The following is a 13,380-nucleotide window of genomic DNA, read 5'->3' as shown; positions in this document are numbered from 1 at the left end:
GACTGCGGGTGAACCCCGCAGTCTCGGCCGCCCGTTGCAGTCTCGCGGTAAGGGAGCGCGGTCGGCGTCAGACCCGGTCGGCGAGGACGGCGACGCGCTTGGAGCCGATGCGCGTGAGGAACAGCGTCGCCTCGGCGTCGCCGCGCAGCTTGAGCGACCGGCGCAGCGCGGCGGGATCGACGTCGACGCCGCGCTTCTTGATCTCCAGACGCCCGATGCCGCGTTCGCGCAGCGCAGCGCCGAGCTTCTTCGGATCGGCGGGAAGGACTTCGCGCACGCGGAAGGTCGCGACGAACGGCGAGGTGAGCGCAGAGTCCGACGTGAGATAGGCGATGTGCTCATCGACCATGCCCGCCTCGAGCGACCGGGCGACGTCGCCGATCAGCCGCGCCCGGATGACGGCGCCGTCGGGCTCGTGCAGCCAGGCGCCGAGCGGCCGTGCGGGCTCGTCGGCCGCATCGGCGTCGGCGGTGAGCTCGTGCACGGATTCCCCGCGCATCACCAGCGCCGCGCGCCGGATGCCAGGACGCGCGAGCGCGCCCGACCACAGCACGAGCTCGATCGTCGAGCCGTCGGCGCTGACCCACTGCGCCTCGACCGCCTCCGGGATCAGGTCGCGGTCGAGCCCCGGTCCGAGCTTGACCCCGACGGGCATGCGCTCGGCCAGATCGAACACCCAGTCCAGGGACGGCGACCAGTCGGCGGGGCGCGTGCGGGTCGTCTCGGTGCGGCCCGCCGTGCGGCGCGCGGGGTCGAGCCACGCGGCATCCGTCGCCCTGAGATCGAACGCCTCGGCCGTGCCGTGCGCGACCGTGACGTCGTCGCCGAACGGTGCGAGGTTGTATGCCGCGATCGCGGCGGTGATCTCGTCGGCGTCGACGGCCGAGACCCGCAGCCCCAGGCCCGCGAGACCGAGCGCGTCGCCGCCGATTCCGCAGCCGAGGTCGGCGACGCTCGTCAGGCCCGCATCGCGAAAGCGCGCGGCGTGGCGCACCGCGACGGGCAGGCGCGTCGCCTGCTCGAGCCCCGCTCGCGTGAACAGCATGCGCTCGGCGAGATCGCCGAACTTGGCGCGCGCCCGGTCGCGCAGACGCGCCTGCGACACGACCGCCGAGACGAGGTCGGGGGAGTGCCCGGCACGGCGCAGACGCGTGACGGTGCGGGCGACGTCCTCGGTCGAATGCGTGGCGGGAAGCTCGTCGAGCAGGCGCATCCCCTCCGGGGTGAGCAGCGCGGTGAGCTCGGCCGTGTCCACTCCGCCAGCCTAGGCTGAGACACCGAGCTGGCACTCACGTTGCGCGAGTGCCAGCGCTTTGCCTAGACTTGCGTTAGCACTCTCACTGTGCGGGTGCTAACGAGTCTTCAGTCTCAAGGAAAGAAGAGGTAGACCGTGTCGGTTTCCATCAAGCCGCTCGAGGACCGCATCGTCATCAAGCAGGTCGAGGCCGAGCAGACCACGTCCAGCGGTCTGGTCATCCCTGACACCGCCAAGGAGAAGCCCCAGGAGGGCGAGGTCGTGGCGGTCGGCCCCGGTCGTATCGACGACAACGGCAACCGTATTCCGCTCGACGTCGCTGTCGGCGACCGTGTGATCTACAGCAAGTACGGCGGCACCGAGGTCAAGTTCGGCGCGGACGAGCTGCTCGTCCTGTCGGCACGCGACGTCCTCGCGGTCGTCGTTCGCTGAGAACCCCGCCTCACACAGGCGATACGAAGGACTCGGATGCTGCGGCATCCGAGTCCTTCGTCATGTTCGAGGTGCCGCGGGGCACAGCTGCACACGTCGCTCACACCCCGACCGTCGCGGTGTTCGTCCGGCCCTAGGGTGGACTGGTGACCCGAGACGTGCCCGCCGCCGAGCCCGCTGACACGACGGGTGGCGACCTCGGCGAAGCCGCCGTCGTGACGGGCGGCGTGCCGATTCCCGTCGGACGCAGCGCGGCCGAGCGGGAACGCCTGCTCGGCGGGATCTACGGCTTCGCGGCGTACCTGTGGTGGGGCTTCCTGCCGCTGTACTTCGTCTTGCTCGTTCCGACCGGGCCCTGGGAGATCGTCGCCTGGCGCATCGTGCTGTCGCTGGTCTTCTGCGTGCTGCTGCTGTCGGTGACCCGCACGTGGGGGCGGCTCGCGCGGCTCTTCCGGCAGCCCAAGGTGCTCGGGCTCACGGCGCTGGCTGCCGTGTTCATCTACGTCAACTGGCAGGTCTTCATCATCGGCGCCCTGTCGGGCCACGTCATCGAGACGAGCCTCGGCTACTTCATCAACCCGATCGCCACCGTCCTGCTCGGCGTGCTCGTGCTGCGAGAGAAGCTGCGCGTCACGCAGTGGGTCGCGATCGGCATCGCGGCGGCAGCGGTCATCGTCATCGTCGTGGCGTACGGCTCCGTGCCGTGGATCGCGCTGACGCTCGCGGCATCCTTCAGCCTCTACGGCCTCGTGAAGAAGAAGGTCGGCCCGTCGGTCGACGCCGTCAGCGGACTGACGCTCGAAACCCTCTGGCTCATGCCGATCGCCACGGTCATCCTGATCGTGGTCGCGATGACGACGGGCCTCACCTACGGCGCGAACGGCGCCTGGCACACCGTGCTGCTGAGCCTCGCGGGGATCGTCACCGCTGTGCCGCTGCTGCTCTTCGCCGCCGGCACGCGCCGCACCTCTCTCACGGTGATCGGCCTGCTGCAGTTCGTCACCCCCTTCCTGCAGTTCATCTCGGGGGCGTGGATCCTCGGCGAGCCCATGCCCGTCGAGCGCTGGATCGGGTTCGGACTCGTGTGGGTCGCGCTGGCCGTGCTCATGGCGGATTCGGTCCTGCACGTGCGTCGTTCGCGGCGACAGCGCGTGCGCTGACCCGCGCAGCGCCCCCGCCACGCGGGGCGAAACCCGCGGAATTCCGGGGGTTGCGGCATCCGAAATCGTCTCCGTTATAGATCGTTAACGAATGGCAACATTGCGAAGCCGCTCGCGCCGTTAGGTTATGAGCACTGGGACGGCACCCGAGCCGAGCCCGTGTCACCCACAACAAGGAGAAACATGAGCGTCTTCACCCGCTCGCGCAAGTCCGCCATTCTCGGCGGGATCGCGCTCGCCGGTGCCAGTGCACTCGTTCTCGCCGGCTGTGCCGGCGGAGGAACGGGTGGCGAAGGCACCGAAGCACCCCCCACGTCGGAAGAGCGTGACCTCACGCTCAGCATCGGAACCGTGCTGCCCCAGACCGGTGCACTCGCGTTCCTCGGCCCGCCGGAAGAGGCCGGCGTCGGCCTCGCCGTCAAGGAGATCAACGACGCAGCCAAGGGCATCACTGTCGATGTCGAGTACGGCGACTCGGGCGACCCCGACAACAAGGCTTACGAGACCACCGTCCCGCGCCTCCTGGGCAATGGCGTCCAGGCGCTCATCGGTGCTGCGGCATCGGGCGTCACGAAGCTCTTCCTCGACCAGGCAGTCGGCGCCGGCGTCATCACGTTCTCGCCCGCCAACACGTCGCCGGACTTCACGACGTGGGACGACAACGGCCTGTACTTCCGCACCGCCCCCAGCGACCTGCTGCAGGGTGAGGTGCTGGGCAACCTGATCGCCGAAGATGGCGCATCGACGCTCGGCATCATCTACCTCAACGACGCGTACGGCACGGGCCTAGAGGCCGCGCTGACCGAGACGTTCGAGGCGACGGGTGGCCAGGTCGTGGCATCCGAGTCCTACAACGCCGGCGACACGAACTTCTCGGCACAGGTCTCGTCGATCCTCGCGCAGAACCCGGAGGCCATCTCGGTCATCGGCTTCGAGGAGACCGCGACGATCGCTCCGTCGTTCGTCAACAGCGGCTTCGACGGCTCGAAGTTCTACTTCGTCGACGGCAACACCTCGCAGTGGGGTGCGGACATGCCCGTGGACATCACCGGCTCCAAGGGCACGCAGCCCGGCCCGGTGCTGTCGGACGACTTCCAGGACCGCCTCATCGCGCAGTGGCAGGAGCAGTCGGGCGAAGAGCTCGTCGACTTCAACTACGCCGGTGAGTCCTACGACGCCGTCGTGCTCCTCGCGCTCGCTGCTCTCGCCGCGAACTCGACGGATGCCGGTGAGATCGCTGCGAAGCTGCAGGAAGTCTCGGGCGGCTCTGGCGACGGCGAGAAGTGCGACACCTTCGCCGCTTGCGCCGACATCATCCTCGCGGGTGGCGTCGCCGACTACGACGGCTACTCCGGTGGCGTCGCGTTCGACGAGGCCGGCGACCCGACCGAGGCGTCGATCGGTGTCTTCGAGTACCAGGAGGGCAACGAGCACACCCGCATCAACTGATTGATGCGCTGAGCTCTTCAGCCACTCAGGGCCCCGGTTCCTCACGGAACCGGGGCCCTTCTGGTGTTGTGCGCGGCCTCGGGCGCGCGGTGTCCCGTGCTCACCGGGCGCCCTCGGCGGGTGCGCAGCGCGGGGGACAGGCCGGGTAGCCAGAGCGGCGTCGGTGCCTCGGGTGCGGGACGCCGGGGCTGCGGGCTTGCGGCGGGGCTGCGGGCTTGCGGGGGAGCGGGACGCCGGGGCTGCGGGACGCCGGGGCCAGCGGACTCGCGGGCACGCGGGACTTGCGGCGGAGAGCGCGGCCAGCGGGGCGTGCGGCGGGCTGCGGGGCTACGCCGGCCGCGGGCCACCCTCTGCGCTCACCGGGGGCCGTTCGGGGGAGGCCCCGCACCGAACGACGGGACGCGGACCGGACGATGTGGGCGCACACAGAAACAGAGAAGGGCGGATGCCGCAGCATCCACCCTTCTCTGTTTACCGAGGAATCAGTCCTGCCCGAGCGAACCCAGGTACAGGCCGATGACCTTCGGGTCGTTCAGCAGCTCGCGGCCCGTGCCGTGATACGCGTCGCGGCCCTGGTCCAGGACGTAGCCGCGGTCGCAGATCTGCAGGCACCGACGGGCGTTCTGCTCGACCATGATCGTCGTGACACCCGCCTTGTTGATGTCCGAGACGCGGATGAACGCGTCATCCTGGCGCACGGGCGACAGACCGGCCGACGGCTCGTCGAGCAGCAGCACGGCGGGGTCCATCATGAGTGCGCGCGACATCGCCACCATCTGGCGCTCACCGCCCGAGAGCGAGCCCGCGCGCTGCTTGAGGCGCTTGCCCAGCTCCGCGAAGATCCCGGTCACGAACTCGAGCCGCTCGGCATACGCCTTGGGGTTCTGGTAGAGCCCCATCTGCAGGTTCTCCTCGATGGACAGCGAGGGGAACACGTTGTTCGTCTGCGGCACGAAGCCCACACCGCGCGACACGAGCTTGTCGGAGTTGAGCCCGACGATGCTCTCGCCGTTGACCATGATCTCGCCGGCCCGAACCTTGACCATGCCGAAGATCGACTTCAGCAGCGTCGACTTTCCGGCGCCGTTGGGTCCGATGATGCCGATCAGCTCACCCTTGCGGGCGATCAGGTTGGCACCGTTGATGATGTTGATGCCGGGGAGGTAGCCCGCGTCGAGATCCTTGACCTCCACGACGATGCGGTCGCTCTTGGCGGCCTCGCCCGCGGGGGCTCCGGCCGTCGTCACCTTGGTCACTTGTTCTCCTCCTCGGCTTCGGCGATCGACTCGGCCTCGGCCTGCTCGATGTCCTCGAGCATCTCGATCGCGGAGGTGTTCAGCTCACCTTCGATGCGTCCGGTCACGATGCCGAGGTCGACATCCTGGTGGGCGCCGAGGTACGCGTCGATGACCGCCTGATCCTGCATCACGGTGTCCGGCGGCCCCTCGGCCACGACACGGCCTTCGGCCATGACGACGACCCAGTCGGCGATGTGCCGCACCATGTGCATGTCGTGCTCGACGAAGAGCACGGTCATTCCGAGCTCCTTCAGGTCGAGGATGTGCTCGAGCAGCGACTCGGTCAGCGCGGGGTTCACACCGGCCATCGGCTCGTCGAGCATGACGAGCGTCGGGTCGTTCATGAGCGCCCGTGCCATTTCGAGCAGCTTGCGCTGACCGCCTGACAGCGACGCCGCGTAGTCCGAGGACTTCGCGTCGAGCTTGAAGCGCTTGAGCAGACCGCGCGCCTTCTCTTCGATCTCGGTCTCCTGCTTGCGCCAGATCGCCGGGATCATGCTCGTCCAGAAGCGCTCGCCCTTCTGCTTCGAGGCGCCGAGCTTCATGTTCTCGAGCACCGTCAGCAGCGAGAGCGCCTTGGTGAGCTGGAAGGTTCGCACCTGACCCATGCGCGCGACCTTGAAGGACGGCACACCGGCCAGCTGAGTCCCGTCGAAGCTCCACGAGCCCGAGTTGGGCTTGTCGAACCCGCACAGCAGGTTGAACAGCGTCGTCTTGCCGGCACCGTTGGGGCCGATGAGCGCCGTGATGGCGTTGCGCGGAACCTCCAGGTGCTGCACGTCGACGGCCGTGAGACCGCCGAAGCGGCGGGTCACGTTGTCGATGACGAGGATCGGGTCGGTTTTGGCGACGCCGGGAACGGCCTCGCCCTTCGCGAGCCCGGTCGCCTTGGGGCGACGGATGTTGCCCGTTGTGGGGGCGACACCGCCCTCGGGAGTGATGTTATTTGACAAAGGTCAGCTCCCTCTTGTTGCCGAGGATGCCCTGCGGGCGGAATATAACGAGCAGCATCAGCGCGATGCCCACGAGGACGAAGCGCAGTGTGCCGGCCTGGATCGGCGAGATCGGCAGGATCCCGATCGACGCGAGCGCCGGAAGGACCCCATCGAGGAACGCCATGATCACCCAGAAGATGACGGCGCCCAGAGCCGGTCCGAAGACCGTCGCTGCGCCGCCGAGCAGCAGGATCGTCCAGATGAAGAACGTCAGGCTCGTCGTGTAGGTGGCAGGAACGACCGCCGACGGAAGCGCGAAGACCACGCCGCCGAGAGCACCGAAGATGCCACCGAGCACGAGTGCCTGCATCTTGTAGGCGAAGACGTTCTTGCCGAGCGAGCGCACGGCGTCTTCGTCTTCACGGATGCCCTTGAGGACGCGTCCCCACGGGCTGCGCATGACGGCCCACACGATGAAGACCGCGATCGCCAGCAGGATGACGCCGAACACGCGCACCCACAAGGCGTCAGCCGTGTAGGTCCACGGTCCGAAGCCGTACGTCCCGGGCGGGAACGGGTTCGCCGCGCGGAAGCCCGCGTGGTATCCGCCGAGGCCGTCGGCCGAGTTGGTGACCGCGTCGAACGCCGTCGTCGTGAACAGCAGTCGTACGATCTCGGCTGCCGCGATCGTCACGATGGCGAGATAGTCGGCTCGCAGTCGCAGCGTCGGGATACCCAGGATGAAGGCGAACACGGTCGCCGCCACCATTCCGATCAGGATGCCGACCCACCACGGGAGTCCGAACGTCAGGATCGAGATCGCGTAGCTGTACGCGCCGATCGCCATGAAGCCCGCCATACCGAAGTTCAGCAGGCCGGCATAGCCGAAGTGAACAGCGAGGCCCGTCGCAGCGAGTGCGTAGGCGATCGTCGTCGGGCTGAACAGCCAACCCGCGGTGTTATTGAGAATTCCTCCCCAGTCCATGGTCGCCTCCTATCCGAGTCTCTCTTTACGGCCCAGGATGCCCTGTGGCCTGACCAGCAGAATCAAGATGAGCACGACGAGCGCACCCACATACTTCAGGTCGGACGGCAGCCAGAGGGTCGAGACCTCCACGAGCAGACCGACGATGATCGCACCGATGAGCGCGCCGAACGCCGTTCCCAGCCCGCCGAGTGTCACGGCGGCGAAGATGAGCAGCAGGATGTGCACGCCCATGTCCCACCGCACGCCGGGGCGGAAGTAGCCCCAGAGGATTCCGCCGAGGGCCGCGAGGGCCGCCGACAGGATCCAGACGATCCGGATGACGCGGTCGACGTTGATTCCGGATGCCGCGGCCAGGCCGGGGTTGTCCGAAATGGCGCGCGTGGCCTTGCCGACGCGGGTGCGCAGCAGCCAGAAGGCCACCAGCACGAGCACGACGATGCTGATCCCCATCGACATCATGGCGACGGGCGACAGCGCGATCGGGCCGAGGATCTGGATCTTCGCCGATCCTGCGCCCGGCAGCTGCGACGTCGACCCGCCCATGAAGAACTGGTAGACGTAGCGCACCGCGAGCGACAGGCCGATGCTGACGATCATCAGCGGTACGAGCCCGATCCCTTTTCGGCGCAGCGGTTTCCACAGCCCCGCATCCAAGGCGTAGCCGAACAACCCGCCCACGATGATCGTGATGGGGATCGTCAGCCACATCGGGATCTGGAATCCGACGCCCAGCGCGACCGCGATGACGGCACCGAAGGTGACCAGTTCGGCGTGCGCGAAGTTCGTCAGCCCTGTCGTTCCGAAGATGAGCGACACACCGATCGCCGCGAGTGCGAGCAGCAGACCGAAGTTCAGTCCGTTGATGACGCGCTCGACGAACTGATCCAGGAAGGATGTCGTGACCCGCTCACCCTCACCGAGGAAGAGGTTGATGATCTTCGACCCCGTGAGTCCGAATTCCACGTCGAACGAACCCGAAGATCCGTCCTTCAGAGCGATGCCCTCGCCCAGCTGCGCCGGGTCGACGATGACACCGTCGGGCAGCGAGGACTCGTCGACCGTGAGAACGTACGATTCCTTCTCTGGAACGTAGAGACGCCACTTGCCTTCGGCGTCGGTCACGGTTTCGGCGTCGAACCCGTTTCCTTCGATCGTCATGGTCACATCGGGAACCGGTTCGCCTTCGAACGTGATGATTCCACCGAAGTAGTAGTCGGTTACCTCTTGCTCCTCGGGTGGATCACCCGTATCAGCCCAGGCGCCTTGCGGCGTGTTGAAAACGAGCAGCATGGCGGCGAACGTCGCCGCGATAACTGCCAATAGCCATCGCCGCGATCTTGTCGCGGCCACAGTCGTAGAACCCACAGAACCTCCCGTACGGCACCACGGACACCGAAGGCTCGGGTCGCAATCGGCCGTGATGAACGACGGTTCGACCTTATTGCGTCGTCGGCGATTCGTACACAACGCATTTTTGGACGTGATCGAATCGGAACACGGGAGGGTTGCTCAAGTGCCGCACTGCGCGGAACAAACCCGCGAGCCCGAGACTTAGACTCGGTACGGCAGGTTCCGCGTGTGCACCGGCCGTCGCCGTTCACCCCCGAGCAACACGCGCCGTGCAGGACCTGCACCGCGCAGGAGACCCCATGGAGCACAACGACCCCTTCGGCTTCGTCGGACTGACCTACGACGACGTCCTGCTGCTGCCCGGTCACACCGACGTCATCCCCAGCGAAGCCGACACGTCTTCGCGGGTGACCCGCCGCATCACCGTCGCGACACCGCTGCTCTCCAGTGCCATGGACACCGTGACCGAGTCACGGATGGCGATCGCGATCGCGCGCGAGGGCGGGCTCGGCATCATCCATCGCAACATGTCCATCGACGAGCAGGCCTCGATGGTCGACCGGGTCAAGCGCAGCGAATCGGGCATGATCACCGACCCGATCACGACGACCGCCGACGCGACCATCGAAGAGGTCGACGCGCTGTGCGCGCAGTACCGCATCTCGGGGCTGCCCGTCATCGATGACGAAGGACGCCTGCTCGGCATCATCACCAACCGCGACATGCGGTTCGTCTCGGGCTTCGAACGTCAGACGACGCTCGTGAAGGACGTCATGACCCGTGAAGGGCTCGTGACGGGCAAAGTCGGCATCGGTGCGAACGACGTCATCGCCCTCTTCGCGCATCACCGCGTCGAGAAGCTGCCGCTCATCGACGACGACGGCAAGCTCGCGGGCCTCATCACGATCAAGGACTTCGACAAGAGCGAGAAGTACCCGCTCGCCACGAAGGACGAGCACGGGCGACTGCGCGTCGGAGCGGCGATCGGCTTCTTCGGCGACGCGTGGCAGCGCGCCGAGGCGCTGCGTGACGCGGGTGTCGACGTGCTCGTCGTCGACACCGCCAACGGCCAGTCGGCCGGCGTCATCGACATCGTCAAGCGGCTCAAGGCGGACGCATCCTTCGATCACGTCGACGTCATCGGCGGCAACGTCGCGACGCGCGAGGGCGCGCAGGCGCTCATCGACGCGGGCGTGGACGCGGTGAAGGTGGGCGTCGGGCCGGGGTCGATCTGCACGACACGCGTCGTCGCGGGCGTCGGCGTGCCGCAGGTGACCGCCATCTACGAGGCGTTCCTCGCGGCGCGCGAGGCGGGCGTGCCGGTCATCGCCGACGGTGGGTTGCAGTACTCCGGCGACATCGCGAAGGCCCTCGTCGCCGGCGCCGACACGGTCATGCTCGGCTCGCTCCTCGCGGGCACCGACGAGTCGCCCGGCGAGATCGTCTTCCAGGGCGGCAAGCAGTTCAAGCTCTATCGCGGCATGGGTTCGCTCGGAGCGCTGCAGACGCGCGGCAAGAAGACCTCGTACTCGAAGGACCGGTACTTCCAGGCCGACGTCCCCAGCGACGACAAGCTCATCCCCGAGGGCATCGAGGGACAGGTCGCCTACCGCGGACCGGTGTCGGCCGTCGCGTACCAGCTCATCGGAGGCCTGCGTCAGTCGATGTTCTACGTCGGCGCACGCACGATCGATGAGCTCAAGTCCAAGGGCAAGTTCGTCCGGATCACGGCGGCGGGACTCAAGGAGTCCCACCCGCACGACGTGCAGATCGTCGTAGAGGCGCCCAACTACAAGAAGTGACTCGGCGGCGTTCGTCTCGCGACGGACGCCGCTGCGCGAGGTTCGGAGGGCGGCGCGTACTTCGGAGCCTTTCGCCACAGGGGTCCGAGGTTCGTGCGCATCTCCTAGGTTGGCGCGCATCTCCGAGGTTGGCGTGCCGCCTGACCCTCCCCAGACGGCGTTGGGTACCGCGAAGCGCGGAGGGCGGCGCGTACTTCGGAGCTTTTACCCACAGGGGTCCGAGGTTCGTGCGCATCTCCTAGGTTGGCGCGCATCTCCGAGGTTCGCGCGCATCTCCGAGATTCGCGCGCATGCCGAGGTTGGCGTGCGGACCCTCCCCAAGTTGCGAGCCGCACCGGTTGCACACAGATGGGCGCGCGCCTCTGCGCGCATGATCGGGATGCTGCGACGCTGACGCGATGCAGCTCACTGACTGGATCGCTCAGCAGGGCGGGATCGTCCACCGCGAAGACATACTGCGCGCCGGGTATTCGGTCGCGGCGTTGCGTGCCGAGATGCGGAGCGACGGCGTCACCGTGATCCGCCGGGCGTGGCTGGCTCTGAGTTCCGCGCCGCCCGACCTTCTCACGGCGGCACGCGCCGGCGGCCGCCTCGCGTGCGTATCCTTCGCGCGCAGGCAGAAGTGGTGGCTCCCAGTAGGCATCGACGAGCGGGTGCACCTGCGATTGGCTCCGAAAGCCGGACCGGTGCGCCTCGGCAAGAAGTGGAACGGGGTCCTCCACTGGACGAAGTCCATTGCCCCCGTGGCATCCCGAAGTCTGTGCGAGTCACCCGAAGACGCACTCGCGCACATCGCGACCTGCTTGCCCCGCGACCAGGCGCTCGTGCTGTGGGAATCGGCGATCCGAGTCGAAGGGTTGTCGGCCGAAGGGCTTCGACAGATTCGATGGCCGTCGCGCGCGGCATCCGAATGCGCCCAGAGCGTGACCGGGCTGTCCGATTCCGGTCTCGAGACCCTCCTCGCCATGTCCTTGCGCAGTTGGGGCCTTGAGGTGCGTCAGCAGATCTTGATCGCTGGGCATCGGGTCGACCTGCTTGTCGGTGATCGCCTGGTGGTGCAGGTCGACGGCTACGCTCACCACTCATCGTCGGCCCAACGCACCAGCGACATCGCCCACGATGCGGAACTGCGCCTGCGCGGGTACACCGTGCTTCGATTCAGCTACGCACAGGTGGTCCACGATCGGCGGCTCGTCGAGCGAACGATCCGGCGCGCTGTCGCGGCTGGTCTTCACCTCGCGGCGTGACACTCCGCCTTGCGGACTTCGGAGATCAGCGCCGGATTCGGAGATGAGCGCCGACCTCGGATGCCGGGTGCGCAGCGGTCCGAAGTCGGCGCGAGACTCCGAACCTCGGGCCGGGGTCTCGGGGCAAGAGCGCTCGCGCCAGGGTCTCGGGGCAGGGCGCCCCCGCGCCGGGGGCAGACGGAGGACGGCGCTCGCGCCGGGTCTCGGGGCAACGGCGGTCGCGCCGGGGTCTCGGGATAGACGCGCAGGACGGCGTTCGCGCCGGGGGCAGACGCAGGACGGCGCTCGCGCCCGGTCTCGGGGCAAGTGCGCTCGCGCGGTCCCGGGGGCAGACGGGCAACGGCGGTCGCGCCGGGGTCTCCGGGTAGACACAGGACGGCGCCCGGGTCCCGGGGCAGACGCAGGACGGCGCTCGCGCCGGGCACGCAGACGCAGGACGCCCCCGCCGTGGTCTCACACGCAGACGCATGACGTGAGCGCTGACGCGCGCGGGTGCGTGGCGCTACCCTGAGCGCATGATCCGGCAGCGGCGGCACCCGGCGGCCACGCAGTCCACGACGCGTCTCGAGGCGTTCACCGACGGCGTCTTCGCGATCGCGGCAACCCTGCTCGTGCTGGATCTCACGACGCACTCCCTGGGGACCGTCGGCTCCGACGCCGAGATGTGGGCGGCGCTGGGCGGCATGGGCGAGCTGTTCCTCAACTTCGCCCTCAGCTTCGTGCTGCTCTGCCTGCTGTGGATGACGCACGTGCGGCAGTTCGAGCACATCGCGCGTGTCGACGGGATGCTCGTCTGGCTCAACAACGCGCGACTGCTGTTCATCGTGCTCGTGCCGTTCGCGACCAACCTCACGACCGAGTACTCGGGCTACCTCCCGGCGCGCATCGCGATGCCGGTGACGTTCTTCCTCGCGATCCTGTTCGGCTGGCTCCAGTGGGTCTGGGCGGTGCGTCACCGCGATGTCATGCTGCCCGACCTGACCGACGGCGAGGCCCGCGCCTACGGCCGCGGTGCGCTGAGCGCCCTCGTGCTCGGCGCAGCGGTCGCCGTCGCCTCTCCCCTCATCGGCTCGATCGCCTTCCTGCTGTTCCTGCTGGATGCTCCCCTGACCAGGGTGCTGCGCGGCAGATGAGGGGGTGACGGATGCCGCGCCCCGGCGTATCGTCGGCGGCATGTGCCGCAGCATCCACACTCTCCACAATTTCGAGCCGGCCGCGAGCGAAGACGAAGTGCACGCAGCGGCGCTCCAGTACGTGCGCAAGATCGCCGGGACGACGAAGCCGTCGCGGGCCAATCAGGACGCCTTCGATCGGGCCGTGCACGCGATCGAGCATGCGACGCAGCACCTGCTCGACGAGCTCGTGACGTCGGCGCCGCCGAAGAACCGCGAAGAAGAGGCCGCGAAGGCGCGCGCGCGGGCCGAGAGCTCGGGCCGCTACTCGGCAGCCTGAACGCCCGCGGCA

General features: G+C 68.0%; 12 protein-coding genes. 7 read left to right on the top strand and 5 right to left on the bottom strand.

Annotation, left to right across the window (positions count from 1 at the left end):
* Positions 1–67: 67 nt before the first annotated feature.
* On the bottom strand, positions 68–1,255 hold the full coding sequence (locus tag ACFC3F_RS10835) for an SAM-dependent methyltransferase (RefSeq protein WP_376129282.1): 1,188 nt from the start codon (positions 1,253–1,255) through the stop codon (positions 68–70).
* Between the two features lie 135 nt (positions 1,256–1,390).
* Here ACFC3F_RS10835 and groES point away from each other — a divergent pair, with 135 nt between their 5' ends.
* The 3 genes from groES to ACFC3F_RS10820 all read left to right on the top strand — a co-directional run bounded on the left by groES (position 1,391) and on the right by ACFC3F_RS10820 (position 4,296).
* A complete protein-coding gene (groES, locus tag ACFC3F_RS10830; RefSeq protein ID WP_376129280.1) occupies positions 1,391–1,687 on the top strand; it encodes a co-chaperone GroES in 297 nt (98 codons plus the stop codon).
* Positions 1,688–1,902: 215 nt separating this feature from the next.
* A complete protein-coding gene (gene rarD / locus ACFC3F_RS10825) occupies positions 1,903–2,847 on the top strand; it encodes an EamA family transporter RarD (RefSeq protein ID WP_376129289.1) in 945 nt (314 codons plus the stop codon).
* A 183-nt stretch (positions 2,848–3,030) separates the two neighbouring features.
* Positions 3,031–4,296, top strand: coding sequence for an ABC transporter substrate-binding protein (locus tag ACFC3F_RS10820; RefSeq protein WP_376129278.1), 1,266 nt, complete (start codon positions 3,031–3,033; stop codon positions 4,294–4,296).
* Between the two features lie 482 nt (positions 4,297–4,778).
* On the opposite strand, the gene ACFC3F_RS10815 is transcribed toward ACFC3F_RS10820, so the two are convergent.
* Genes ACFC3F_RS10815 through ACFC3F_RS10800 form a run of 4 tightly spaced genes read right to left on the bottom strand, consistent with a single transcriptional unit; the run spans position 4,779 to position 8,807 of the window.
* Positions 4,779–5,543 carry an ABC transporter ATP-binding protein gene (locus ACFC3F_RS10815; RefSeq protein WP_376129287.1) on the bottom strand — a complete coding sequence of 255 codons (765 nt, stop codon included), beginning with the start codon at positions 5,541–5,543 and terminating at the stop codon, positions 4,779–4,781.
* Positions 5,544–5,548: 5 nt separating this feature from the next.
* Complete coding sequence (locus ACFC3F_RS10810; RefSeq protein ID WP_376129276.1) at positions 5,549–6,547, bottom strand: ABC transporter ATP-binding protein; 999 nt, start codon at positions 6,545–6,547, stop codon at positions 5,549–5,551.
* Positions 6,537–7,514 carry a branched-chain amino acid ABC transporter permease gene (locus ACFC3F_RS10805; RefSeq protein WP_376129274.1) on the bottom strand — a complete coding sequence of 326 codons (978 nt, stop codon included), beginning with the start codon at positions 7,512–7,514 and terminating at the stop codon, positions 6,537–6,539. The genes ACFC3F_RS10810 and ACFC3F_RS10805 overlap by 11 nt, the downstream gene beginning before the upstream one ends.
* 9 nt (positions 7,515–7,523) lie before the next feature.
* Positions 7,524–8,807 (bottom strand): branched-chain amino acid ABC transporter permease, encoded by a 1,284-nt coding sequence (locus tag ACFC3F_RS10800; RefSeq protein ID WP_376129272.1) that lies wholly within the window; start codon positions 8,805–8,807, stop codon positions 7,524–7,526.
* Positions 8,808–9,166: 359 nt separating this feature from the next.
* Between ACFC3F_RS10800 and guaB the strand changes: the two genes are divergently transcribed.
* The 4 genes from guaB to ACFC3F_RS10780 all read left to right on the top strand — a co-directional run bounded on the left by guaB (position 9,167) and on the right by ACFC3F_RS10780 (position 13,368).
* On the top strand, positions 9,167–10,669 hold the full coding sequence (guaB, locus tag ACFC3F_RS10795; protein WP_376129270.1) for an IMP dehydrogenase: 1,503 nt from the start codon (positions 9,167–9,169) through the stop codon (positions 10,667–10,669).
* Between the two features lie 398 nt (positions 10,670–11,067).
* Positions 11,068–11,916, top strand: coding sequence for an endonuclease domain-containing protein (locus ACFC3F_RS10790; protein ID WP_376129269.1), 849 nt, complete (start codon positions 11,068–11,070; stop codon positions 11,914–11,916).
* Positions 11,917–12,431: 515 nt separating this feature from the next.
* Entirely contained in the window at positions 12,432–13,049 is a 618-nt protein-coding gene (locus ACFC3F_RS10785) for a TMEM175 family protein (RefSeq protein WP_376129268.1), read from the top strand.
* 40 nt (positions 13,050–13,089) lie between these two features.
* Entirely contained in the window at positions 13,090–13,368 is a 279-nt protein-coding gene (locus ACFC3F_RS10780) for a DUF2277 domain-containing protein (RefSeq protein ID WP_376129266.1), read from the top strand.
* The last annotated feature ends 12 nt before the right edge of the window (positions 13,369–13,380 follow it).

Origin of the sequence: Microbacterium sp. NPDC055910 (genome assembly GCF_042271185.1) — a bacterium.
Lineage (GTDB): Bacteria > Actinomycetota > Actinomycetes > Actinomycetales > Microbacteriaceae > Microbacterium.
The sequence above is the reverse complement of the archived record's forward strand: the minus strand, read 5'-3'. Positions and strand labels throughout refer to the sequence as shown.